Source organism: Pallidibacillus pasinlerensis, assembly GCF_009996845.1.
In the GTDB taxonomy this organism is placed as follows: domain Bacteria; phylum Bacillota; class Bacilli; order Bacillales; family Caldibacillaceae; genus Pallidibacillus; species Pallidibacillus pasinlerensis.
Genome location: NZ_JAACYS010000018.1, coordinates 19916 through 45470, shown reverse-complemented (window position 1 = coordinate 45470; position 25555 = coordinate 19916). Strand labels below are relative to the sequence as shown.

24 protein-coding genes, 2 pseudogenes and 1 riboswitch are annotated in these 25555 nt (G+C 34.7%); of the genes and pseudogenes, 13 read left to right on the top strand and 13 right to left on the bottom strand.

Annotated features, from left to right (window positions below):
• Positions 1–64 precede the first annotated feature (64 nt).
• Both GW534_RS05975 and GW534_RS05970 read right to left on the bottom strand, forming a co-directional pair.
• Positions 65–1360, bottom strand: a complete 1296-nt coding sequence (locus GW534_RS05975; RefSeq protein ID WP_161920147.1) for a hypothetical protein — start codon at positions 1358–1360, stop codon at positions 65–67.
• Entirely contained in the window at positions 1353–1895 is a 543-nt protein-coding gene (locus tag GW534_RS05970; RefSeq protein ID WP_202630841.1) for a sigma-70 family RNA polymerase sigma factor, read from the bottom strand. The genes GW534_RS05975 and GW534_RS05970 overlap by 8 nt, the downstream gene beginning before the upstream one ends.
• A 161-nt stretch (positions 1896–2056) precedes the next feature.
• On the opposite strand from GW534_RS05970, the gene GW534_RS05965 reads away from it, so the two are divergent.
• The 3 genes from GW534_RS05965 to GW534_RS05955 all read left to right on the top strand — a co-directional run bounded on the left by GW534_RS05965 (position 2057) and on the right by GW534_RS05955 (position 3419).
• Positions 2057–2554 carry a VanZ family protein gene (locus GW534_RS05965; protein WP_161920146.1) on the top strand — a complete coding sequence of 166 codons (498 nt, stop codon included), beginning with the start codon at positions 2057–2059 and terminating at the stop codon, positions 2552–2554.
• Positions 2555–2576: 22 nt separating this feature from the next.
• Positions 2577–3137 carry a sugar O-acetyltransferase gene (locus tag GW534_RS05960; RefSeq protein WP_161920145.1) on the top strand — a complete coding sequence of 187 codons (561 nt, stop codon included), beginning with the start codon at positions 2577–2579 and terminating at the stop codon, positions 3135–3137.
• A 114-nt stretch (positions 3138–3251) separates the two neighbouring features.
• Positions 3252–3419 carry a hypothetical protein gene (locus tag GW534_RS05955; RefSeq protein ID WP_161920144.1) on the top strand — a complete coding sequence of 56 codons (168 nt, stop codon included), beginning with the start codon at positions 3252–3254 and terminating at the stop codon, positions 3417–3419.
• Positions 3420–3496: 77 nt separating this feature from the next.
• On the opposite strand, the pseudogene GW534_RS16115 reads toward GW534_RS05955, so the two are convergent.
• Together GW534_RS16115 and GW534_RS05945 are read right to left on the bottom strand one after the other, a co-directional pair.
• Positions 3497–3625: pseudogene (locus GW534_RS16115) on the bottom strand (DUF4180 domain-containing protein); the annotation flags it as partial.
• Between the two features lie 417 nt (positions 3626–4042).
• Positions 4043–4155: riboswitch (SAM riboswitch) on the top strand.
• Between the two features lie 113 nt (positions 4156–4268).
• Entirely contained in the window at positions 4269–5450 is a 1182-nt protein-coding gene (locus GW534_RS05945; RefSeq protein WP_161920143.1) for a NupC/NupG family nucleoside CNT transporter, read from the bottom strand.
• 248 nt (positions 5451–5698) lie between these two features.
• Here GW534_RS05945 and GW534_RS16660 point away from each other — a divergent pair, with 248 nt between their 5' ends.
• The 4 genes from GW534_RS16660 to GW534_RS05930 all read left to right on the top strand — a co-directional run bounded on the left by GW534_RS16660 (position 5699) and on the right by GW534_RS05930 (position 8188).
• Complete coding sequence (locus GW534_RS16660; protein ID WP_281351981.1) at positions 5699–5821, top strand: hypothetical protein; 123 nt, start codon at positions 5699–5701, stop codon at positions 5819–5821.
• Positions 5822–6036: 215 nt separating this feature from the next.
• A complete protein-coding gene (locus GW534_RS05940) occupies positions 6037–7299 on the top strand; it encodes a mechanosensitive ion channel family protein (protein ID WP_161920142.1) in 1263 nt (420 codons plus the stop codon).
• A gap of 80 nt (positions 7300–7379) precedes the next feature.
• Positions 7380–7541 carry a hypothetical protein gene (locus GW534_RS05935; protein WP_161920141.1) on the top strand — a complete coding sequence of 54 codons (162 nt, stop codon included), beginning with the start codon at positions 7380–7382 and terminating at the stop codon, positions 7539–7541.
• A complete protein-coding gene (locus tag GW534_RS05930) occupies positions 7541–8188 on the top strand; it encodes a DsbA family oxidoreductase (protein WP_161920140.1) in 648 nt (215 codons plus the stop codon). The genes GW534_RS05935 and GW534_RS05930 overlap by 1 nt, the downstream gene beginning before the upstream one ends.
• Positions 8189–8573: 385 nt before the next feature.
• On the opposite strand, the gene GW534_RS05925 is transcribed toward GW534_RS05930, so the two are convergent.
• Positions 8574–9107 (bottom strand): shikimate kinase, encoded by a 534-nt coding sequence (locus tag GW534_RS05925; protein ID WP_161920139.1) that lies wholly within the window; start codon positions 9105–9107, stop codon positions 8574–8576.
• Positions 9108–9196: 89 nt separating this feature from the next.
• Entirely contained in the window at positions 9197–9949 is a 753-nt protein-coding gene (locus GW534_RS05920) for a nucleotidyltransferase domain-containing protein (protein WP_161920138.1), read from the bottom strand.
• An 83-nt stretch (positions 9950–10032) separates the two neighbouring features.
• Here GW534_RS05920 and GW534_RS05915 point away from each other — a divergent pair, with 83 nt between their 5' ends.
• Positions 10033–10278 carry a hypothetical protein gene (locus tag GW534_RS05915; RefSeq protein WP_161920137.1) on the top strand — a complete coding sequence of 82 codons (246 nt, stop codon included), beginning with the start codon at positions 10033–10035 and terminating at the stop codon, positions 10276–10278.
• 20 nt (positions 10279–10298) lie between these two features.
• On the opposite strand, the gene GW534_RS05910 is transcribed toward GW534_RS05915, so the two are convergent.
• From GW534_RS05910 to GW534_RS05880, 7 genes are all read right to left on the bottom strand, one after another.
• A complete protein-coding gene (locus tag GW534_RS05910) occupies positions 10299–12464 on the bottom strand; it encodes a DNA topoisomerase III (protein ID WP_161920136.1) in 2166 nt (721 codons plus the stop codon).
• 238 nt (positions 12465–12702) lie between these two features.
• Positions 12703–13443, bottom strand: coding sequence for an ABC transporter permease (locus tag GW534_RS05905; protein WP_161920135.1), 741 nt, complete (start codon positions 13441–13443; stop codon positions 12703–12705).
• Positions 13444–14154: an ABC transporter permease gene (locus GW534_RS05900; RefSeq protein WP_161920134.1), complete on the bottom strand. Its 711-nt coding sequence runs from the start codon at positions 14152–14154 to the stop codon at positions 13444–13446.
• Positions 14151–15062: an ABC transporter ATP-binding protein gene (locus GW534_RS05895; protein WP_161920133.1), complete on the bottom strand. Its 912-nt coding sequence runs from the start codon at positions 15060–15062 to the stop codon at positions 14151–14153. The genes GW534_RS05900 and GW534_RS05895 overlap by 4 nt, the downstream gene beginning before the upstream one ends.
• A gap of 92 nt (positions 15063–15154) precedes the next feature.
• Positions 15155–16498: a HAMP domain-containing sensor histidine kinase gene (locus GW534_RS05890; RefSeq protein ID WP_161920132.1), complete on the bottom strand. Its 1344-nt coding sequence runs from the start codon at positions 16496–16498 to the stop codon at positions 15155–15157.
• Positions 16495–17160, bottom strand: coding sequence for a response regulator transcription factor (locus tag GW534_RS05885; RefSeq protein ID WP_161920131.1), 666 nt, complete (start codon positions 17158–17160; stop codon positions 16495–16497). The genes GW534_RS05890 and GW534_RS05885 overlap by 4 nt, the downstream gene beginning before the upstream one ends.
• 150 nt (positions 17161–17310) lie before the next feature.
• On the bottom strand, positions 17311–20556 hold the full coding sequence (locus GW534_RS05880) for a BTAD domain-containing putative transcriptional regulator (protein ID WP_161920130.1): 3246 nt from the start codon (positions 20554–20556) through the stop codon (positions 17311–17313).
• Between the two features lie 161 nt (positions 20557–20717).
• Here GW534_RS05880 and GW534_RS05875 point away from each other — a divergent pair, with 161 nt between their 5' ends.
• From GW534_RS05875 to GW534_RS05855, 5 genes and pseudogenes are all read left to right on the top strand, one after another.
• Positions 20718–21929, top strand: coding sequence for a substrate-binding domain-containing protein (locus tag GW534_RS05875; RefSeq protein ID WP_161920129.1), 1212 nt, complete (start codon positions 20718–20720; stop codon positions 21927–21929).
• A gap of 279 nt (positions 21930–22208) precedes the next feature.
• Positions 22209–22979 (top strand): annotated as a pseudogene (locus GW534_RS05870) (ABC transporter ATP-binding protein).
• Entirely contained in the window at positions 22963–23670 is a 708-nt protein-coding gene (locus tag GW534_RS05865) for an ABC transporter ATP-binding protein (RefSeq protein ID WP_161920128.1), read from the top strand. Before GW534_RS05870 ends, GW534_RS05865 begins: the two are co-directional and overlap by 17 nt.
• A 16-nt stretch (positions 23671–23686) precedes the next feature.
• The gene (locus GW534_RS05860; protein ID WP_161920127.1) at positions 23687–24547 is read left to right on the top strand and encodes a branched-chain amino acid ABC transporter permease; all 861 of its coding nucleotides are present in this window, start codon (positions 23687–23689) and stop codon (positions 24545–24547) included.
• 4 nt (positions 24548–24551) lie between these two features.
• Positions 24552–25550, top strand: coding sequence for a branched-chain amino acid ABC transporter permease (locus GW534_RS05855; RefSeq protein WP_161920126.1), 999 nt, complete (start codon positions 24552–24554; stop codon positions 25548–25550).
• Positions 25551–25555: the final 5 nt, after the last annotated feature.

Here is a 25555-nt window from a genome sequence, read left to right as displayed (position 1 = left end):
TATAAAATAAATTAAAATGTGATAAGGCTCTACTGTTATGTCCTTATCACATTTTAATAAACACTTATTTTACTCTCACGATGCCGACCTTTATTTTATATTGATTTAAATCCTTTTCCGTTCCTATATAACTAACAATTATATTTCCATTAGTGTCAAATGCGATCGATGATGGCTCTTCACCGCTTGTTAATGTAATGTTAGAAGCTTTAAACTCATTATCTATAGACTCATATAGAGATAATTTACTGCGCGTATCTAATATTAATACTTTGTTTTGATAGACATCAAAATCCTTTAACTGAACATCATAGGGAAATGATTGAAACTCCTCAGTTTGTATGTCTAGATATCCAAAGGTTTGATTATCCCAATATTCGACCACTGCACCTTCGAGTTGTATCTTTCCTGTACTATTTAAAGCGTAAATTTTGTCATTACTGTATTTTACCATTAGCGGATAAGGAATTGGTTCTTCATATTTTTCAATTGTTTTACCTTCGATGTCATATAAGTAATAATATCCTTTACCGTTTTCATGGTTATTCCATACTATTTTTCCATCAATCATAAATACTGAATAGTAAAGTTCAGATTGAAAAGGTACGTTTGCAATAACTTCCGTTTCTTCTGTCGCTAAGTTGTGTAGTTTAACTTCTACTTGTTCTGTAGCATTATTCGTATAAATCCAAGCTACATAGTCATCTTCTAATGTTGGAGGACTGAGAACTTCATCTCTATTATTAATCTCAGCGATCGTTTTAATCTCATTAGTGGACCTATCGATGACAAGGATTTTAGCTTTCCCAATTCTGCCAAAGTCTAGCCAAGTAATCCAGTTTTTATTTACATTAGTAGCTTGCATATTTGCGTTGGAATATTCGGATTCATATAATACTTCGTACTCACCTGTCTGTAAGTTATATTGGATAAATTTATTGATGTTTAAAATGTCTGATGGACTATTAACGTGAACGAATAAATTATTCCCATCAACTACAGGATCGTTATACTTTTGAAATGGTATATAATATACAGTTTCTTCATAGAACGGATCGATATCATCTTTGTGTTCTTTGTTTACTTCAGTTACCGCAGAGTTATTTTCAGTATCAGTTGAGTTAGCTAAATTTTGCGTTTGAGATTGAAAAGATTGCGTGATTAAAAATCCGCCAATGAGGATAATGAAAAAGGAAGCTAATGCAACCGATAAAATTGGAGAAAACAATTTAGGATTTTTCATATCTTTTTTATCTATTGTATTTTTATAGATTTCTCGTTTCTTAGATGATGATAACTCTCCATCTTTCAACATCGTTTCATCCATGATTTCTTTTAAATTATTAAGATGGTCATTCATATTCTTTTAGCCTCCTTTCAAATTTTGTTTGAAGGATGTTTCTCGCGCGTTTCAGGCGTGTTCGAATTGTCTCTTGTTCTATTCCCGTTATTTCAGCAATTTCTTTAATTTTCAATTGCTCATAATAAAATAAAATGATGACTTCTCTGTATTTACTTGGTAGCGATAAAACGAGCTTAGCAACTGCTTGTCTTTCGTCATTCGAAAGTACTTGGTGTTCAGGTGTACGGTTTGTCGTTAATAAAAATTCCTTTATATATTCTGTCGGCAGTATACTACGGTACCATTTACTTTTTAAATAATCTTTACACTTATTAATGGTAATTTTATAAAGCCAAGTTTTATAGGAACTTTCACCACGGAAAGTATCCAGTTTTTCATAGCACTTCATAAAAACATCCTGGGTAATATCTTCCGCAATCGCCCAATCTTTCACATAAAGATAAGCTAAACGATTAATATAAGAAGCATATTCTTCGATTAAAATTTGTAGTTTTTCCTCTTTTGTTTCTAGGCTCTCCTCTTTCGTTAACAATATGGATCCCCCTTTCCTACTTATTTAGACGAATAAAATGAAAAAATGGGTCCACAAACATTATGTAAATTCATTATATTCTAAAAAACACCTTTTTTTATAGTAAAATAGAAATTATTGGGAAAATATGGTAATCTAATGATGGTATGGGGAGGGAGAGTATGAAAAAAGTAATAAAGACTGTTATCAATGTAAGCTTTATCATCTATTTGTTACCACTAATCTATATATTATTTTTAAGATTTAGGGTTGATCGGATGCAAGGGTTAGATTTCTCAACCTATGTCATGAGTTCTACTAACCTAGTTCCTTTTCGTACAATCAATACATATATTCAAGCGATGATTGATGGAAGTATGAATATGTATATACCAATTGAAAATTTGGCAGGTAATTTGCTGTTATTTCTACCGATGGGAGTCTTTTTGCCTTACTATATAGCAAGAATAAATAAAATTAGTCAATTTATCTCTTCTATGATTGTATTGTTATTCGTTGTTGAAGCGATGCAATTTATTACGAGAAGAGGAAGTTTTGATATTGATGATTTTATTCTTAATATGATTGGTGCATTAATTGGATATGGTATTTGGAAGATGAAGCTTACGCAGAAATTGTTAGGGTATGTTAATCTAAAAGGTGATAAATACATAGCATAACTTCTGAAGGGTAGGGCAACAAATGAAAACGGAAAAAGAAAAAATGTTAGCAGGCGAGATATACAATCCGGCAGAACCTGAGTTAGTTAGGGACCGTGAAGAGGCTCGCCGGAAAGTTCGAGTTTATAATCAAACATTAGAAACAGAAGGTGACAAACGAACTCAGATTTTAAAAGACTTGCTCGGTTCAACAGGGGAAAATATTTATATGGAACCAAATATTCGGTTTGATTATGGCTATAACACTTATGTCGGAGAAAATTTTTATACCAATTTCGATTGCACATTTTTAGATGTTTGTGAAATACGAATTGGGGATAATTGTATGCTTGGACCAAATGTGCACATTTATACGGCAACTCATCCACTCAATCCAATTGAACGAAATTCAGGGAAAGAATATGGAAAACCTGTGAACATTGGAGATAATGTTTGGATTGGGGGAGGCTCTATTATTAACCCTGGTGTAACAATCGGGGACAATGTTGTGATAGCATCCGGATCCGTTGTGACTAAAGATGTTCCAGATAATGTAGTAGTTGGCGGTAATCCAGCTAAAATTATTAAACAAATTGAATTATAGTAAAGATAAAAGTGCTAACATGTTTCCGTTGGCACTTTTTTAATTGGGAGGAAACTTTTTTCTACTTATATTCGTATTATTAAGTAACTAGTAAGCAAAGGGGGATGCGTAGGAATGGAATTAACGTTTTTTGTTGTTATTGCATTTCTCGGTATTGTTGTAGCGGTAGTGGGGGTAGTTAAAGTTTTCAGTCGCCGAGTTACTGAACCGAGGCGGGATCTTGAAGAAAAAGTAGAACGATTGGAAAAAGAGATACAAGATTTAAAAAATCATAAGCGATAAAACATTTCCTTGTGATTAAATAAAAAAGAAAAAGTTTCAAAATCATTGTATGTAATTTGAAACTTTTTTGTGTAACATTATTTAGCTTTTGATAATTTTTCAAGGGCTTCTTGTTCAGAGGAAACAAAAAATATATCATTTCCGTTATTGCATTCATAAATAAAGTCGTTCAAAGCTTTACTCGTATATTGTGAAAAATCTTCGATAAACTTAGATGAAGAAAATATTTTGGGGGATTTTTACAATCGGTATTATTCTTTTAGTTAATTGGGGAGCAGTAACTTTTTTAACTCAAACTTTTTCGAATGTCCTTTTTATCTGGTCTGGCACAGTTACAATAAAATCCGTTTCTTAAACTCTTCCGGTGCGTTTATGTCAGATTTGACTGATTCAAAATTGATGAGCACAAACAATGATGACTTATTAAATCAATTGCGGTTCTTTTTATTTTTTATTAAAAAATATCTTTAATTTTTTGTATATACATATATCATTTTTTGAATTTCGTTTTCGTAAGACTTTTTTAAAATAATTTATAAGTTATTTGTGTTGACAAGAAAAAAATATTGTGATAAATTTCGAACTAACAATTCTAAAAAGTCGAAAACTAAATATTTTGTACATTCTTATCAAGAGTGGTGGAGGGACAGGCCCGATGAAACCCGGCAACCTGTTAAACTATTAAATCGTTTAACAAGGTGCTAAATCCTGCAGAAGGTAATTCTGAGAGAAAGAGGAGTGTGAGCGAAATCATACCATATTAAAGAAGTAAAAATTCGGAACAAAAAACCAAGGAGATGTGTTTCCCCTTGGTTTTTTATGTAAATTAACATTACCTAATTATCTTCACTACACAAACAATCCAACAACCGTTCCTGTTAAAATTGATGCTAATGTTGCAGCAAGTAATATTTTTAAACCATATTTGGCAACGATGCTTGCTTTCTCTGCATGAATCGCTTGAATAGAACCAGCAATAATTCCAATCGATGAGAAGTTAGCAAAGGACACTAAAAATGATGAAACAATAGCCACTGTTTTCGCCGATAACTCAGGCATAAGTGGTTGGAATTGCAACATGGCAACGAATTCATTTGTAGCTAATTTCATACCCATGATTGACCCAGCTGAAATTACCTCACTCCATGGCACACCCATGATGAAAGCAATAGGAGCAAATATGTATCCTAGAATTTCAGAAAATGAAATATTAATTAATGCAGTAAATATCCCATTAATCAATGCCATTAACCCTACGAAAGCAACCAGTTGCGCCGCAACAATCAGAGCAACTTTACCGCCATCTAAAGCACCTTCTCCAATCGCTCCAAAAATTGAATTGGAAGTTGCAATATCTTTAATATTAATTTCTTCATCATCTTCTTTTGTGATTGGTGTCATAATTGTCGCAACAACTAAACCAGATAGTGCATTTAAAAGCATGGACACTAAAACATATTTTGGTGGAATCATCGTCATATAAGCTCCCATAATTGAAGCTGAAACCGATGCCATTGCACTTGTAGAAATAATAAACAGTTTATTATTACTCATTTTGTCTAAATGAGTCTTAATCGCTAAAATTGCTTCACTTTGCCCGAAGAAAATGGAGTTAACACTGTTAAAAGTAACTACTTTAGAAAGTCCTGTAATTTTCGCTAAAAATCCACCGATATACTTAATTGCCAATGGGAGAACTTTAATATATGTTAATATTGAAAGTAATGTTGCAGTAAATATAATAACCATTAGGACATTGAAAAAGAAGACCGAAACTCCTTCAGGAATTAACCCACCAACTACGAAGTTAATTCCTTCATATCCATAACTGATGACTTTTGTAACACCATTTGATACAACTTCAATAATTTTTGCACCAAACGTTGTTCTAAACATGAAGAGTGTTACGATCACTTGTAATACAAGTAAAATAATGATTGCTTTAAAATTTATATTCTTTTTGTCATTTGAACATAAAAAAGCAATACCAATTGTGAAAATTACACCTAATAAACCAATTAAAATATCCATATAGATCTCCTTACCATTTTTTTTACACTAAGATAATAATACAATTGTGGAAATGCCGATGTCAAATGTATTAATATTCACAAATTTGTTGTATATAGATAATCACTGTTGTGTTATTTAGTTTTGCTAACTAAAAATTATTTATGCAACAATGGGAAAATATTTACCTGTATAAAATTTTTAATGAAATTTTAATCTCAATTTAAAGTAAATTCTTGTAAAATGGTATTTTGCGGGGGAGGAAATTAATGAGGATTGTATCGAAGCGAAAAACAGTTCTCAAAAAATTTATCGCATGTTCTGTTTTTGAAATTGCTGGGATTTTCGTAATTTGGTTAGGGATGACATATGAATCGGAAAAGTATAGCTAAGGTTGGATTATGATGACAAAGGCTACTATGATTCTATTTGGGCTTTTTGTCTTCTTCTTTATGTTTCATACAATCCGCCAATTGGACCAATATATACCTTTTAAATTTCCTGAAGATGACGAGGAATAATTATAAATTCGTACACACTAAAAAAACACGCAACAGAAATAAACATAAAAAAATACTAGTAATTTCCAACGGAGGGGAACGATTTTATGGATTTCATAAATAACTGGATATTTAATTTAGGCTTTGAGGGGAAAACCGGCCAATACTTAGCTGCAGCAGTTACAATTTTATTAATAGCATTAATATGTATTGTTGCAAATTTTTTAACGAAAAAGGTTGTCGTTCGCATAATATCTCATATGGTGAGTATGTCAAAATTTAAATGGAATGATATTCTTCTGAAACGTAGAGTATTTCATAAATTATCCCATATCGTACCAGCGATTATTATTTATTATTTCGCACCTACATTTCCACGTTATCAACATTTGATTGAAAGTGGAGCAAATATTTATTTAATCATTGTCAACCTAATTGTTATTAGTAGTGCGCTTGATGCTTTCCATGATATATATGAAACCTTTGAGATTTCAAAAATCCGCCCAATTAAAGGTGTCATTCAAATTGTAAAAATTGTGTTGGCAATAATAGGGATTATTCTAATTATTTCCATTTTACTTAATAAAAGTCCATTTATTTTACTAAGCGGTTTAGGTGCACTTTCTGCAGTACTAATGCTTGTGTTTAAAGATTCCATATTAGGACTTGTAGCAGGTGTGCAATTATCTGCCAATGATATGGTTCGTGTCGGTGATTGGATCACGATGCCGAAACATGGAGCAGATGGGGATGTCATTGAAATTTCTTTACATACGGTAAAAGTGCAAAACTTTGATAAAACGATTACGACAATTCCGAGCTATTCGTTAATTTCCGATTCTTTTATTAACTGGAGAGGGATGCAAAATTCCGGAGGGCGAAGAATAAAACGACCAATTTATATCGATGTTAATTCCATCCGATTTTGTGATGATGAGATGATAAACAAATTTCGCAGAATAAATTTTTTAGCCGACTATATCGATGAACGATTAGTAGAAATACAAAAGTTCAATGAAACGCATAATATTGACCGAAGCAATCCGGTAAATGGACGAGCGTTAACGAATATCGGTGTGTTCCGTGCATATATAAAAAATTACTTACTTAATCATTCTGGTATTCATAAAGGAATGACTCTAATGGTCCGCCAATTGGAACCGACTGAAAGAGGTTTGCCGATAGAACTATATTGTTTTACCAATACGACCGATTGGACTGAATATGAAACGATTCAAGACGATATTTTTGATCATTTATTTGTGGTTGCTCCGGAATTTGGTTTACGTATTTTCCAAAATCCGTCCGGCCATGATTTTAGAAATTTAAATGGTGAAGAGAAAGAGATGTCTGCAGTTGGAAATGAGTAGCTTTACCGATTCGAATAAATAGATTCTCAAACTCATTTCATTTATAATCAAAGAAAACCGAGATAAAGGAGTGCAAAATAGTGACAGAAAAGAAGAAAGAAACGAAAGAGTCGACTCCAATTAAATTGGTTGAGTTAGATATTTTAAAGGAATTACAACTAAATGATTCATCAGAAGGATTTTTTTGTGATGTAAATACTGGTGTATGTGGTCCAATTCAAAAAGAGAAAGAGGTAAAATAATGAAAGTTACAATTTGGTCTGATTTTGTTTGTCCGTTTTGTTTTATAGGTCAATCTCACCTCGACCAAGCATTAGAGCGTTTTGAACAGGTAGATAATGTTGAAATTGAATATAAAACGTTTCTTTTGATGTCTGATGCAAAATATGATCCAGGGAAAAGTTATGCAGAAACATTTGCAGAATTAAAAGGTCTACCAATTCAACAGGCGGAATCGATGTTAAGCCAAGTAGTAAATATGGGGAAACAGTCTGGTGTCAATATTGATTACGATACAGCGAAACTTGCCAATACAATTGATGCTCATCGTGTATTCCAATTTGCGAAGAAGCAAGGAAAGGGAACAGAGTTTTTTAAACGCTTTTACCGAGCTCATTTTTCTGAAGGTGAATTAATTAGTGATCACGACACAATTGTTCGCTTGGCAACTGAAGCAGGACTTGCTGAAGCGGACGTTCGTAGTGTACTAAACAGTAAAGAGAATATCGATGAAATGATGGACGATATTAAAGAAGCTCGTAGTATTGGTGTTCAAGGAGTACCATTCTTCGTGTTTAACAATAAATATGCCGTTTCCGGAGCACAACCGGTGGATGCATTTGTTCAAGTTTTAAATAAAGTTTGGGAAGAAGAACAGGCGGAAAAATAAAGGAATGCAAAGCGACGTAAGTGTTGGGCTTACGTCGTTTGTTTTTTTTGGGCGAGGAATTCAAATCGCTCATACCGGTAGTGAAGTCGATCATAGGTCGTATGAAATTGCTCATAGGACAAGTAGGCATGTTTTAAATGATAAATATCGATCAAACACCTTACAAAATCGCTCATAGCTAACGCCAATTCGCTCGTAAAATCGCGATTCGCTCATAAATTGAAAAAGTCGCTCATGAAAAAAGGCAACTCGCTCACAAAAGTAAGCGAATCGCTCATTAAACAGGAAAAATCGCTCATAGAATTTACAAAGATAGGCTAATAATCGTAAAATCGCCCGAATAAAGGTCAAGCTTTATAAAAATCACCCTAAAATTGTAGATTATCTACTTATACAACTCCCAAGCTAGTTTCAGCGAATCCGTAATATATTCAGCCGTTTCCTCAACATCTAACGAATCGGTGTTAATTTTCGAATGATAAGTTTGATAAATCGGTTGACGTTCGTTGTATATCTGCTCCATTTCCTCTAACGTTTTCCCTTGTAATACAGGTCGACTATCAATAATTAAATTAATCCGATCCTTCCACGATTCAAAAGATAAATCTAAAAAGATAATAATACAATTTTCGTAACACGCTTGTTTAATTTCTTCTTGTAAAAATGCACCGCCACCAAGGGAGATTACTTTCATTTTTTGTTCGCTAAAATGAAGAATCATTTCTTTTTCAGCTTGGCGAAAGGTTTTTTCACCGTAAGTTTTAAAAATTTCCGTAGTTGGCATTTGGAACTTTTTCTCAATTTCTTTATCAATATCGATAAAATCCCGATATAATTTTTTAGCAACGGCTTTACCGACTGTTGTTTTTCCAACTCCCATAAAGCCAGTTAATACAATACTTTTTTCTTTAAGGGACATCACGTAATTCTCCTCTTCACAAGTTGTTTTCTGAAAAAAATCTTATATATTAATATAAAGGTTAATTAGAAAAAAATGAAGACAAACTTCTACATATTTTTTATATCGTCTGGGCGCAATTGATGCCCTCGTAAATTGATTTCAATTAATAACGTATTGATTATTTCTTTATTTGGCTGGTTTGGAAGCTTCGATTTCTCATAGGCAACGGATAATTGATGATCGTAGACTTCGATTAACTGCAATGCTTTTTCAAATGAATACTTTCCATTGCGACAATCGAGTAATTCTTGTCGGTTAGGTCGATATGTATGAAAATCTCCAGTTTCTAAAATTTCAATGGCACTTGTAAGTAATCTTACCGTATGCATAAACAGTTTTGTATCATACTCCTTGTTTTCAGAATTGAAACTGGAAATTAATTTTTTTCTTTGCGAAAAGGCATAACCGGCAAATTTTTGATAAATTTGTTTCGATAAAAATAAATGCCGATTTTCAACAAGCATTTCTCCTAAATCAGTTAACTTCAAATAATCCTCTTTCCGTAAAAACAACAGTTCAATATTATTAGGTACACCTTTCATGGCGTTTATTACGAATTTATTTATATGAAAAATCGTTACATCAACATCATTTTTCGTATTTTTAAAATTTTTCCCACCGCTTGTATCGTATTGGTGAAAAGCGTTTAATCCGAAATAATAATCAATAGGTGGAATACAAATACCTTTATAATCACGGTCAGAATGTGCCGTATTCGTTCCGTAAGCAAAACTACCCGTTGAAGCAAATAAAATTGTTCGTTCTTCTAACCATGGAAGGTTAGGATAATTGATCAACATAATAATTCTCCTTAATTTTTTTGAAACTTTTATGATAATTTTATCGTATAAAAGATAAATTGTTAAAAATGGGAGGGGATGGTTTGGAGACATTTATTTTATTTGCACTTAGCATACCCATTTTCTTTTTACTATTGTTCGGATATACGGACCCAGAGGAAGCGTTAATGTTAGGGAATCGCTGGGAATATGCGGAAGAGCCAGTCTTTTCAGAAGAGAGATTGAAATTAACAAAATATAGTTCATTATTCTTTTTAGTTTTACTTTGTATTTGGTACGCATCAATCCTGTTTAAAATTATAAAAGGCTTCATTTCATTATTTATATAAACAAGAAAACCTTCTCTAAATTAAGAAGGTTTTCCGCTTTTCTCGAAGACAAAATTTAATTTTTTCTCTTGCTCATTCCATGCTAGTTTTGCCGTAAATTCCTTTTCTTTACTTTTGAAGCCTTTAATTTCATCTGTAATGCCATCTTTTAATAACTTTTTCAATTGGGCTTGGGTTATAGACTTTCCTAAAATCTTTTTGGAAATCGTAAATTTACACCCATTATTTTGAAAGTTAGAACAGCCATAAAAACTCCCTTTATCGACAACATTGCCATCACATAATTTACAGCTCCCTAATTTTCTTGGTGTTGACTTTTTATATTCTCGTGGGACAAAGTTTTCAGTTACGTCTTCACCGAATTCCCAATTATTCATGTTATTTTTCGTTTCTTCAATTAAGTGAGTAATCATCTTATTCGTCATTTGCATAAAATGGGCCGGTGACGCTTTTCCTTCTGAAATTTCTTTTAAACGTTTTTCCCATTTTGCTGTCATTTCTGGTGAAGCAAGTAGTTCTTGCCCAATCGCGGTAATTAAAATTTTTGCTTTGGCAGTGGCATATACGAGATTTCGTTTAATTTCAATATACTTTCTTTGTTTCAACATCGTAATAATGCCAGCCCGGGTCGCTTCCGTACCAAGACCTTCTGTTTCTGCCAACACTTTTTCTAATTCTTTATCTTCAATATGTTTACCAGCAGTTTTCATCAGTGTAATTAGCTGACCCTCTGTATATCGTTTCGGTGGCTGGGTTTTTCCTTCTTTTACTTGTACCTTTTCAACGGTACCTGTTTCGCCATCTTCAACAATCGGAAGGATTGGATCTTTATCTTTGTCACTAGCTGGAATCACTTTCCGCCAACCTTCTTCTAATTGCACTTTTCCTTTTGATAAAAAGGTTGCGCGACCGTCCACTAATGTGGTGATCGTTGTATATTCATAAACTGCCTTCGGATAATGGGCAGCAAGCACACTTTTTACGACTAAATCATATAGCTTTTGTTCATCGCCACTTAATTTTTCAATATTCGGTATTTGTTCGGTCGGAATAATCGCATAGTGATCGGTTACTTTTTTCTCATTCACATAGCGCTTATTATTCATAATGGATTGAATCGGAAGCGGGAAGTAGTCCGCATATTTTTGTTGTTGCGAAAGTTTTTGTAAAATATCAGGAAAACTAGCTGCTTCACCTGGTGTCACGAATCTGGAATCAGATCTAGGATAAGAAACAATTCCTTTTTGGTATAAACCTTGTAAAACATCTAATGTTTTTTTCGGAGGAAATTTAAAAAGCCGGTTCGCATCCGCCTGAAGGGCAGATAAGTTATACAACATCGGTGGTTGAAATTCCTTTTTCTCCCGTTTTACTTCCGTAACCTCCGCCGGTTTGTTTTGACAAAAGGCGGCAATTTTATTGGCCATTTCCTCAGTCTTAATACGTGAATCTCCTTTAAGCTCCCATTTTCCACGATATTTTTTTCCAGCCATTAAAAAGTCAGCAAACACTTCCCAAAACGGTTCGGAGACAAATTGTTCAATCTCCAGTTCCCGTTTCACAATGAGTGCAAGGGTTGGTGTTTGCACACGTCCGACAGAAAATACGTCAGAAAAACCACGTTGTTTTAAAAGAATACTATATAGCCGTGATGCATTCATGCCGACAATCCAATCAGCACAAGCCCGGGTGTATGCTTCGTAATATAAATTTTTCGTATCGGATTCATCTAATAACTTTTGGAAACCTTCTTTAATGGCCTTTGGTGTAAGGGAGGATATCCATAGTCGTTTCATCGGTTGGCGGGCTCCAGTTAAACGGAGAATGTTACGAATGATGAGTTCACCTTCACGTCCAGCATCGCCTGCATGAATAATTTCCGTTACTTTCGGGTCATTTACGAGCTTTTTAATAATCGAAAATTGTTTAACTTTATCTTTTGTAATTTGATATTGGAAACGCTCAGGAATCATCGGTAAGGTGTCGAGGGTCCATTTTTTCCATTCGGGATTGTACTTTTCGGGAGGGACAAGTTCAGTTAAGTGACCAATCGCCCAAGTCATGTAGGCTCCGTTTGGAAAGATATCATTGGGCATAATTTCAATATAGCCTTGTTGTTTTTTCGTTTTAAAAATAGATGCCAGGGTACGCCCTTGATCCGGCTTTTCAGCAATAATTAATTTCATCGTTTTACTTTTGCGCCTCCTATAGAAATAGGTTTTTAATTATACGGCATGATTGTTTTCTAGTGCGTTAATTTAATTATACTCTATTAAAATTATAGGAGGTCCGGGAAAAAATTCAAGCGGGAAATATTAGTTTAGTGTTCGTAATTGGCTGTATTTGAAATAAAAGAAAAAAGTGTTCACCATTCTAGAATGCATTATATGCAACACTAGCTACTAGATGGTGAACGATTTAATACTAAAACAATTCCTTTCTCCTAAAGTAAATCAGACCTCCTATGAAAAATAGAAGGAAACTCCCACCGACAATTGTGAGAACCTGTTCCGCTGGCACATAAAAAAGAGTGTCCATATTATCTGTAAAATTGTGCATCATGAGAAATGGTTGTGCCCATGGATAAATGGGTCCGAATGTTTCCGAGTTAACGGCCATAATGGATGGTAATGTAAAAATCACATTCACGGTAAAAGGCGCAGCAAAACTTTTCCACATAATTGACATCCATAATTGCAAGGCTAACAAAGGAAAAGTTGCGATCCATCCACCTAATATACTTTTTAAAGCTATTTCAAGTGGAAAAGGATCAGGAATTCCTTTTAAGATACCAGCAACAAACATCGCACTAAAATATAGAAATTGAATTAGTAATACTAGAAGAATTAAAATAAGGTATTTTGCTATAAACACTTTATTTCTTGTAACTGGCATTGATAATAGTTGTTTCCAACCACCGGCTTGATGTTCGTAGCGACAAATCGTTCCGGCTAAAACACCCGTCATTAACGGAAGAAAAAGCAACCCGTAAACTAAACTATTATACATAAACATAATGAACCAACCATTTATTTGTTGAGCTTGTAACGGTTCATTATTTAAATAGCCCATAATAAATCCAAGTGCAGGACCGAGCATAATGATTGAACTCACTTTTGATTTCTGTAATTTAAACCATTCTGAGCGCATAATCGAAAATAGCATTTATTTCACATCCCTTCTAATAAAATCAAACATTCCAATGAAATAGAGGAGTATTCCAAATCCTATACCGAGCCAAACATTCATTAACGGGTCATTCCAATCATTCATTAATGTCGGCCATTTCCAAATGACCCAGTCGGGTAAAACATAGGCTAAATAGGTTGCGATACAGCCAATGACTCCAAATGTGATCGGGATTCCTTGATTTCTTGAAACCGTTGCGATCCATAAATGAAATGCTAATATAGGCAGAGATGCGCAATATGGGTAAAAGCTAAATTTTAGAATCTCTATATAAGGAACTGGTTCACCTAAATCAAGAAACAAACCATAACTGAATGTAAAAATGGCTAACAGTGTAGAAGAGATAAATAGTAAAGTTGCAAGAACAGTAAACTTTGATAAATATACCGTCATTTTTGAAACGGGTAATGCAATTAACTGCTTCCAAGCATTTGTTTCATCTTCTACACTAGCGATTAACGATGTTAAAATAACAATCCCTAATACTAGCGCCATAGCCGTAAAAGAATGAACATTGTATAAATAGTACAACCACTTATCATCACTTTGTTGGATTAACCAGTCGTATCGTAAGCTGTAGTTTACAATTTGTAAACCGACAACCCCGAAAGCACCAAGAAAACTTAAAAGCCAAAAACCCTTTCGTTTAATTTTTATAAAATCTGCTTGTAAAAGTTTGCCAATCATTGTAGATTTCCCTCCTTCGTCATTTGCAGGAAAATATCTTCCAATGATTGTTTTTCTTCTTCAACACGATAAACGGAAAAGTCGTTTTTAATAAGACATTTCACAGCTTTAGCAACTTCGTTATCCGTTTGTTCTGATAAATATAAATGTTGATTCTGTGAATCTACTTGAATACCATTTGCTAAAAGAGATTGATAAGCAAGTTGTGGTTCGTTTACAGTTATACGAATTTTTGGATTTGCTTTTTTGCGCATTTCTTCAATCGGTCCTTGGAAAATTAAACTACCTTTCGAAATAACACCGACGGAAGTTGCGATTTGATCGATTTCAGATAAAATATGACTCGAAATAAGGACGGTCATATCGTATTCTTTTGGCAATCTCCTAATTAAATTGCGCATTTCAATAATGCCGTTCGGGTCAAGACCATTTGTTGGCTCATCTAAAATAAGTAGTTTAGGTGAATGCAATAAGGCTGCTGCAATTCCTAATCGTTGCTTCATTCCAAGGGAGAAACTTTTCACTTTTTTATTAGCTACATCACTTAAACGGACAATGGCCAATACTTCTTCGATTCTTGATTTTGGCGCTCCTAATATTTTTCTCAATGCTTCTAAATTTTCGTATGCAGTTAAATGTGGATAGTAAGAAGGATTTTCAACAAGTGATCCAACTTGCTTTAAAATTTTAATTCGATTCTTGTTTAAATCTTCGTTAAAAATCCGAATTGAACCATAAGTAGGCTTCATTAAACCAAGGAGCATACGAATCGTTGTCGATTTACCAGCACCATTCGGACCAAGAAAGCCGTACACTTCTCCTTTTCGTATTTTCAAATTAATTGCTGAAACAGCTGTATGTTTACCAAAACGTTTCGTTAAATTATTTGTTTGTACAATAAATTCCATTCCAATCACCTCACCTTCTAGCTTATCCAGTGAAGGTTAAAAAGAGGGAGAGGGGAAGTTTAAATTTTGTTTAAAAAAGAAAAGACTGCCTATTAGACAGCCTTTTCGAAAGATTTATAACGCAATATTTTAATCGTTGTACCGTTATTTGTTGAATCAATTTTCCAATCGAGATTCATCGTTTTAATCATCATATCGACGATGGCAAGGCCAATGCCCGCTCCTTTTTCGGTAGATGAAGCATTCATTCCTTTCCCGCGATCCGCAATAATAAGAGCATCATACTCATCTGTAGATTCTGTTCGCAACCCGATATATTTCCCATCAGCTGCATGACGGATTACATTTTGAAAAAGATTATCAAAAATTCGTTCCATCCAAATCGGGTCTATATTCCATTCTTTCTCCTTAAACTGTTCAAGTTGGACATCAATTTCAAATCCATTTTTCTCAAATAATGGATACCAGGAAGCAATTGAAGTTCGTAACAATCTTACAACATCAACATCCTCTGATTTAAATTCAAATTTATTAGCATGCAATAACGTATAGGACATTAAGTTTTCAATTAAAGTATCCATTTTATTAATTGATTCATTCATATTTTTTATCGATTCTTGAGCTTGTTCAGATAGCGTCTCTTTTTGAAGAGTATAAGAATGGGCACGAATTTTCGTTAACGGTGTTCGGATGTCATGGGATAAATTAGCAATTAATTCTTTTCTTAATTGTTCTTCTTCCTGTTCCCGTTTTCGACTTTTTCGTAGTTCAGCAACCATATGATTAAAGGCATGTTCTAAGCTACCGATTTCATCCTCTTTTTTAACAGGAATTGCAATTGGTAAACCGTCATTATCCCGAATCTCCATTGCATCTTGCAAGTTTACAAGTCGCTTACGTATTTTTCTGAAAAATAAATAAGAAACAAAGATAAATAGGATAATCCCAAGTGGAACTGAAATTGATAAAAATTGGCTATTTGTTTCAACGTAGTCTTGTTCTAGTTTATCTCTTGGAATCTCGTATACGAGAAAACCATGTTTTTGCTCTTCACCGACAAAAGCAATTACTGTAAATGGATCATTATCATAGCGTTCCTTAATAAACTTAGCAGTATAAGAAGCATCCCAAATGGGTGGGTAATCTTCCTTAAGATTATGATGTGCGGTGAGGCGCCCTTTTTCATTAATCCAAAACATGGATGCATCTGGATATCGGTTTGTCCAATGTTCGAATAGCTCGGTAATCATAGACGGATTTTCGATTGCATTCGCCTCTCGATGCCATTCTCTTTCAATTTTAGCCGTCTCCAGTTCTTCATGTCCATTAATGTTAAATACAGCAATCGATGTTGCTAAAAATAAAATGTAAACAAAAAATAGGGCAGTTATGACAATGAGCATATATTTTGCTTGTAATGATTTAAAAAATTTCATTTTCTCACCCGATAGCCAATCCCACGTATCGTTTCAATAATTTCCGGATTTGCTGGATCCTTTTCTATTTTTTCTCGTAAATAGCGAATATGAACCATCAATGTTTTGTCGCCTTCAATATACGGTTCTCCCCAAACACCTTCATACAATTGTTCCTTAGTTAAAATTTGATTGAGATGCCGGAGAAAATATTGGAAGATTTGATATTGTTTTCCGGTTAATTGGATTTCCTCTGATGTTTCGTTATTAATGATTAACATATCTTTCATATGAATAGTTAGATGTTTAAGTTGCAATACTTTTTCATGTTTATTGTATCGTCTTAATAAAACTTCAATTCGTGCCAACAATTCTTCCATATGAAAAGGTTTCGTTAAATAGTCATCTGCAAAACTAAGTCCCTCAACTTTGTCATCGATGGCCGTTCTTGCAGACAACATAAGGATCGGAATATCGCGAGCTTTTTTAATCCTTTTCCCGATGGAAAATCCATCTAAACCTGGAAGCATGACATCAAGAATCACGAGATCTGTTTTCGATAATTGCTTTTCAATACCTTCACCTGATTGGAACCATGTTATGTTAAATCCATGTTCTTTTAAACTTTCGTAAACCCACTCTCCAATTTCTTTATCATCTTCAATGTATAATATATTGACCATCATTCAGCCCCCAAGTTTTAAATAGAATTATTTTTATTTTATATTATCAAACTATATGGAAAATGAAATAATAAAACCCGAAGTATAGTTTGTAATTTATATAAAAAGTGTGTTCATTTCGTAAGTTTTGCAAAAAGATAGAGCTAAGGTTTAATACACCCCCAGCCCTTCATCAATGATCATTTCATACATTTGTTTCGTCGACTCCATCGGTTCAAAGCCATATTCTTCTTCGAGCACTTTACAACATTGTTCATAATATTGTATCGCTAAGTTACGATTATTCTTTTGATAGTGACAGTACATAAGTAGGCGATAGGCTTCTTCCCATGTACGATCCATCGTTAAAATTTCTTCACACCAAAAAATGGCCTCATCATATTCTTGCGATTCAACGTATAATTGCGCCAGTTTTTCTGCACCTCGTAAAAATAATGTTTGCAAGTGAGTTTGTAAGTTTTCAAATAAAGGTATATCGAGCGTTCCTTCCATGAAACGTCCTTTGTAATGGTGAAGACCTTGTAAAAGTAGGGATATCGCTTTATCGGTATGTTTTTCACGTAAACCTTCTTTAATCCAATGTTCAAACTGTTCGTAGTCAATTTCAATGACCGCCTTTGGATTGATGCCGTACATGTTATTTCGTCTATAGATATAAAATGGTGACGAACGAGCTTTACGATTCGGTTCTAACGCACGGTTACATGCGTTTAAAATAACTTTAAATTCCTTTTCGATATTTTTACTATTCGTATCCGGCCAAAGTTGATCGTAAATTTGTTCTTTCGTATACCAACTCTCTCTCTTTATTAATAAAAATTGAAAAAGTTCCTTTGCTTTACCCCGTTGCCAGTCTTTATCAGTTACAAGACGATCCCCTAAATATACTTCAAAACCACCGAAGGTTTTCACGCGTAACGTATAACCAGGATGAGAGTCAATGTCGTTATAGCCGAGACTTTGTAAAATTGATTGGACAAAGGGTGGATAAACATCCAATTCTTTCGCCTTCATTAATAACGGTATAAACGATTGCATATCTTTCGGACTAAATTGGGTAGGTTTTGAAAACAGAAATTCATAGTTTCCGAGTTGTACTTCTTGTAAAAAGCTCGTAACGACAAATTTAAAGTTTTCCCAGTCTTCATTAGCAAGATAGTAAAAGCTCAGCCAACATAAAGAAAGGGTATAGCCGTATGGATCGCCGTGGGTTTTAAAAAAGTCCCGAGCATGTTCAAAATAGTTTTTCGCATCCTCCAAACGTCCACACTGATAGGAGGCAATGCCCATAGAAAGACGAATAAAGGAAGCTAACCATTGGTCTTGTACATTTTCAGTTTCGTATAACGCGAGTTTACCTATTTCTAATGCTCGTTCAAATTCTCCCCGGCGGCTATAAAGGATACATAACCCCATATTTGGTTCAGCTTTTCCACGGGAAACGTGGATTTTCTCCATTAATTCAAGGGCAGTGAGATAACATTTTTCAGATAAACTCGGATCATAATCATTCAAAATTTGGTTCGCATGGCCGAGTCGCATCCAACCGCAAGCTTCAACAAATATGTTTTTTGATTTAATTCCTTGTTCAATCCCTTTTTGTGCGTATCGTTTTGCTTCTTGTCCATTTCCGAGACATAGTTCAATATAGGCGAGTATTATCTCTGTTTCCCGATGGGTTTGTGGAAGAGTTCGGTTATGTTCTTCATCTTGTAATCTTTTTACAAGTAGTTGCTTTGCCTTTTCTAATTGACCAGTTCGTAGAAACATGCGGGCATCAAGATTGTTTGTTGCCATGATTTTTTGTAGACCAGCTAACTTTTTAAACCATTTTTCAGCTTTTTTTGCTTGTCCAGAATTGATGAGATTTTCAGCCATTAAGCCATATATTTCGATCGTTTCGACATCATCTTTTCCTTTAAATTTTTCAAGTAATTTTATCGCTTTTAATAAGTACTGTTCGGCAACAACTGGTTGAATCGTATCAATATAAATTTTCGCTAAACCTTCATAGGCCATTGCTGTAAGTAAAGAGGACCCCGAAATTTCAGCGTGTTCAATTAATTCGAGATAACAATTTTTTGCCTTTTCATAATAGGCTAAGTAGCGTTGTACTTCACCTTCATAAAAGAGAAGCGATAAATATTTTCGCTTAAACTCATCTGGAATCGTTTTTAAATAGCCTGCTAATTTTTCCAACTTCCCATTTTTTAAAAGATCATCGGCACCTTCATTTAAAATTGCTGCAATCCAATCATAGTTTTGAATTTTTTCTAGGTGAGAAATGGCCATTTCCCAGTTTTTTTGTTTTTCATAATAACGGGCTGCTTTTTCATTTAATTGTTTATATAACTGAATTTGTTCTTCTTCTACTTTCCGTTCAATGGCCGCTTTAAAAAGGGCATGGAAGCGGTATTGATGATTACTTATTTTCATCATAAAAGCATTACTTTCTACAAGTTTTTCAAGTAACGCCTCAGAACCAGGAACACCTAATATTTCATTACATAGTTCAGGAGAAATTTCTTCAAGGACAGCTACTTGTTCAATAAAACTTTGCATAATCGGTGTTTGTTTTGCTAACACTTCCAAAGCTAAGTAATGAAATAAGTCATCCATGGAAGTGTGTTGATAGTTAAGGATTGCATCAAGTTGCGTACCATTTTTCACTTGTTCGGCAATTAGGCTAACAGAAATAACCCAGCCTTCCGTTAATTCATATATGGAAGACAGTTGTTCTTCTGTTAAATTCCCATTGTTATTTTCATCGAAAAACAGTTCTACTTCATCTTTTTCTAAAGCTAAATCATTTTTATCAATTTCTAATAATTTTCCTGTTACTTTCCATTTAGTAATTAGCGGGTCTAATTTTGGCTTTGTTCGACTGGAAATGATGATATGAACATGATTAGGAAGATGTTCAATCGTCTTTTCAATCCATTGATTAATGGAAAAGGAATGATCAACTAAATGATAGTCGTCTAAAACGAGATAAGTTTCTTCATTAATAGCAGATAATTCTTTTATAAAAAGTGCATGCAGTATTTGAATTTCTCCATCACGAATAAATGAAGTTAAGTTGTTCATATAGGCTAACAATTCCTCGCCAAAGTCTTCAAAACACTTTTTAATTGCATAAACAACATGAGTAATAAAGGGAATAATATCATCATCGTTTATGTCAATCGTATACCAACAACAATTTTTTTGAAAACTGTTCATATAGAGGGAAAGGGCAGTACTTTTACCGTATCCTGCACCAGCGTGAACAATCGTTAGTGGATGCTTTGAAATATTGTGCATTTTTCGCATGAGTTTTTGCCGATGGATTACATTCTTTTTAACAAATGGAGGAATTAATTTCGTTTCAATAATTGGAATGACAGGTTTCATCATGTTTTCACCTCACTTTTCGCCGAGGGCTTTTCTTATTTATTATATTACCGAATATTCACAAAAAATGAAATAATCAGTAAAAAATATTTTGTAACTAACTTGTAACTTCCTCATTTTATGATGTTACTAGTTTTAATAATGAGTTATCTGGAGGGAGATAAGTGAAAAGGAAAAAATTTAGTTGGTTATTCGTATTCGCTATTATTGGTGTATTAATTTTTACAACGGCGTGTAACTCAAGCTCGTCAAGTGGCGGCGATGGCGATGATGAAATTGTAATTGGTGTATTGCTATCCCAGACAGGAGCATTAGAAGCTTATGGTTTACAAACAGAACGTGGTTTTGAAATTGGTTTAGATTATGCAACTGACGGAACACGAGAAGTAGCTGGTAAAAAGATTAAAGTAATCTATGAAGATACAGAAACATTGCCAGAAGTTGCCGTACAAAAAGCTACGAAATTATTAGATGAAGATGAAGTAGATTTCCTTGTCGGATCTTCCAGCTCAGGTGATACATTAGCTGTTCTTCCACTAGTAGAAGAATATGAAACAATTATGGTTGTTGAACCTGCTGTAGCTGATAGTATTACAGGTTCTGAGTTTAATAAATACATCTTCCGTACTGCTCGTAACTCATCACAAGATGCGGTTGCTGGAGCATCTGCCATTGCTGGTCCAGGTGTGAAAATCGCAACCCTTGCACCGGATTATTCCTTCGGCTGGGACGGTGTGAAAGCGTTTAAAGATGCTGCAGAAGAATTAGGGGCAGAAATTGTGCATGAAGAATATGCCGACCCACAAGCAACAGACTTCACATCTAATATTCAAAAAATCATTGACTCTGACCCAGAATACTTATTTGTCATTTGGTCTGGACAAAACTCTCCATGGCAACAAATTGCGGATATGAAATTACAAGAACGTGGCATTAAAATTTCTACCGGTGCACCGGATATTGCTGCATTATCCATTATGGAACCGTTAATCGGAATGGAAGGATTCTCCGTTTACTATTATGAACTGCCTGATAATGAAATTAATGATTACTTAATTGAAGAGCATAAGGAGCGTTATGACGGCGATGTGCCTGACTTATTTACTGCAGGTGGTATGAGTGCAGCCATTGCCATTGTTGAAGCGTTAAAGCAGTCCGATGGTGATACGGATGCAGATACATTAATTGAAATTATGGAAGGCATGAGCTTTGAAACACCGAAGGGAACAATGACCTTTAGAGAGGAAGACCATCAAGCATTACAAACACTGTATGCAATTCGGTTAGAGAAAAAAGAAGGGGTACCATATCCAGTTCCAGTATTAATTAGGGAACTAAGTCCGGAAGAAACCGCTCCACCGATTATGAATCAATAAATTAATCTTTAAAAAAATTTACTTAAGAAAAGATGTTGTTTAAATAATATTGTAGATTGATGAGAATGAAAGACACGAGACTCCAACGGGATTAGCGTGAGTCTTGAGACCCCGCAGGCGAGCTTGCGAGGCGAGGAGGCTCAAGCCACGCCCGCGGAAAGCGAGTGTCTATAGTGACAATCAACTGAATTGAGAAAGTAAAGAACAAATTTTTTTAGGGCTCTTTCAATCTTGTTTTAATGGTTGAAGAGCCCTCACCAACAATTTGGAGGTGAAACTGTGTCAACACCAATATTAGAAACAAAGGATTTAACAATTCAATTTGGTGGTCATGTAGCGGTAGATGAGGTTAATTTAACCGTTAAAGAAAAAGAATTAAAGTCGATTATTGGCCCAAACGGAGCAGGTAAAACAACATTATTTAATTTAATTAGTGGTCAACTATCCCCAACGAAGGGCTCCATTTTTTATAAAGGAGAAAATATTACAAACTGATCCCCTGTTAAACGAACAAGGAAAGGTATTGGACGTTCATTCCAAATTACAAACGTTTTTCCAAATTTAACCGTATTAGAAAATGTTCGACTTGCTGTCCAGTCCCGATTGGGGATTCGCTATCAAATGTTTAAACATTTTGCTAGCTACAAAGAAGTGACAGAAAAGGCATATGAAATTTTAGATCTCGTTTTGTTAAAAAATAAAGAAAATTTTTTAGCGATTAATTTAGCCCATGGTGAACAACGGAAATTAGAGATTGCCATGTTACTCGCGTTAGATACTGAAATTTTATTACTTGATGAACCAACCGCCGGCATGTCCCTTAATGATGTTCCTGCAATATTAGAAGTTATTCAAAAAATAAAAGAGGAAGGGGACCGGACGATTCTTTTAATTGAACATAAGATGGACATGATTTTAAATTTGTCCGACTCCATTTTTGTGTTATTTAATGGAGCGTTTTTAGCCGACGGGAAACCAGAAGAGATTATGGAAAACGAGGTGGTCCAAACAGCTTACTTGGGAGGTTTATACGATGACAACAATTCTTAATGTTGAACAAATCGAAACTTATATCGGTCAATATCATATTTTGCAAGGTGTCTCGTTTGAAGTGCCTAAAGGAGAAGTAACGGTATTACTTGGTCGAAATGGGGCAGGGAAAACAACGACGTTACGTAGCATTATGGGATTGAACCCTCCATCTAAAGGGAAAATTGTTTTTCAAAATAAAGAAATTCAAGGTATGCCGACGTACAAAATTGCTGGCCTTGGAATCGGGTATGTTCCTGAGGATCAAGGTATTTTTGGTGAATTAACCGTTGAAGAAAATATTCGAGTGGCGATGAAAGATAATTCAGATGCAACAATGGAACGAATTACCAAAGTTCTAGAGCTATTTCCGGATTTGAAAAAGTTTTGGAAAAAAGAAGGTGGTCACCTTAGCGGTGGACAAAAGCAAATGTTATCCATTGCACGAGCCTATATCAATGAAAATGATTTGTTACTAATTGATGAACCGAGTAAGGGACTCGCACCAATTGTTGTGGAAAGAGTAATGGAATCACTTCAAGACTTGAAAAAGTCAACAACAATCGTGTTAGTTGAACAAAATTTCCATATGGCAAGTTCAATTGGTGACCGGTTTTATATTATTGATGACGGTAAAACCGTATATTCTGGCGAGATGCATGAATTAAATGAAAATCAAGATTTAAAGAAGAAATATTTAGGAATTGCCTAAAGGAGGGAAGTGGGGGATGGAGCTTGTTATCAATTTAATTATAAATGGCCTCGCCACAGGTATGCTCATCTTTTTACTGGCAGCGGGATTAACGTTAATTTTTGGGCTTATGAGCGTATTAAACTTTTCCCACGGTGGATTTTTCGCTTGGGGAGCATATATGGGTATTTGGCTTTTTACAACGACAGGAAATTATTTGTTAGCCATACTTGGTGCGATGGCTGTCGGATTATTGCTCGGTGCCTTTACGGAACGAGTCATTATTAAACCAGTGTACGGCAACCATATTCGGCAAATATTAATTACGTTGGGTTTAATGCTTGTTTTACAAGAAATGTTAAAAGTTGTGTGGGGACCGAACCAATTACCGGCCCGGGCACCAGAGTTTTTATCAGGAAGCTGGGTTATCGGAGATATCGTTATTATTAAATATCGGGCATTTATCATTTTAGTCGGTTTCCTTGTCTTTTTCCTCGTTCATTTTATGCTTAAGAAAACGAAGATTGGCTTAGTCGTCCGTGCGGGAGTTATGAATAAAGAGATGGTGCAAGCACTTGGCATTAATATAAATCGGGTGTTTATGTTTGTCTTCATGCTCGGTTCAGCGATGGCAGCCTTAAGTGGTGTGTTATTAGCACCGTATTCAGGTGTAATTTATGCAGAAATGGGCTTAGAGTTTGCCATACTTGCTTTTATCGTTGTTGTCATTGGTGGAATGGGAAGTTTTCCAGGATCGTTATTTGCTGCCATATTAGTCGGTTTATCTGGAGCCTTTATGACGTATTATGTTCCGGATTTATCATTGGCGGTCAATATGTTGTTAATGGTCATCGTGTTATCAATAAGACCAGAAGGCTTATTTAAAGTAAAGGGGTGAGTTGATGAAAACAGGTAGAATTACGAATTTAGCAATGATTGTGATGGGAATTATTTTACTCATCCTACCTTTTGTATATGAATCTCGTTCCCTCATCATATTACTTACACAAATTTTTATATTTGCGATTTTTGCCATGAGTTATGATATTTTATTAGGCTATACAGGGATTGTCTCCTTTGGACACGCGATGTTTTTTGGCTTCGGTGCTTATGCAACGGGTATTTTTTTACAACGTGCTGAACCAACGATGGGAGTTTTACTTTTAGCTTTACTAGTCGGTGTGTTAATTTCCTTAGTTGTAAGTATCATTATCGGCTTTTTAACGTTACGGCTAAAAAGTCACTTCTATGCCATGCTGACGTTAGGACTTGCGAGTTTGTTTTTAGTTCTAGCTGAAAAATGGCGGACATTAACCTTTGGAAATGATGGCTTTACATTTAAAATTCCTGAATTGTTAAGGGATCGTGTCCATTTTTATTTATTATGTTTAATTTTGATGCTGGGGACTTTCTTTCTTTTAAAACGATTTACGAACTCGCCGATGGGTCGTGTTTTACAAGCGATTCGTGAAAATGAACAACGTGTTGCATCACTTGGATTTAACCCATTGTATTACAAAGTGATTGCAACGGTTGTAGCAGGTGTTACAGCAACTATAGCGGGTTCATTGTACGTGATGTCTCTACGATTTGTAAATACGAGTGTTTTTGCCATTGATGTTACGTTGGATGCATTATTAATGACGATAATTGGGGGAGTCGGAACATTAGTTGGACCGATTATTGGCGCGGGGATAATAGAGTTTGCCCATGAATGGCTCACCTCTTTAGCGAGTTCTTACCCGATTTTTGAACGGTGGATTATTTTCTTCGGAATTCTTTATATATTAGTTGTTATCTTTTTCCCGAAAGGTATCGTCGGTACGTTACAAAGTAGATTTACAAAAGTAAAGAAAGTCGAGGTCCATCGTGATGAAAAGGACGAAAATATAGCTGGGTAATGGAG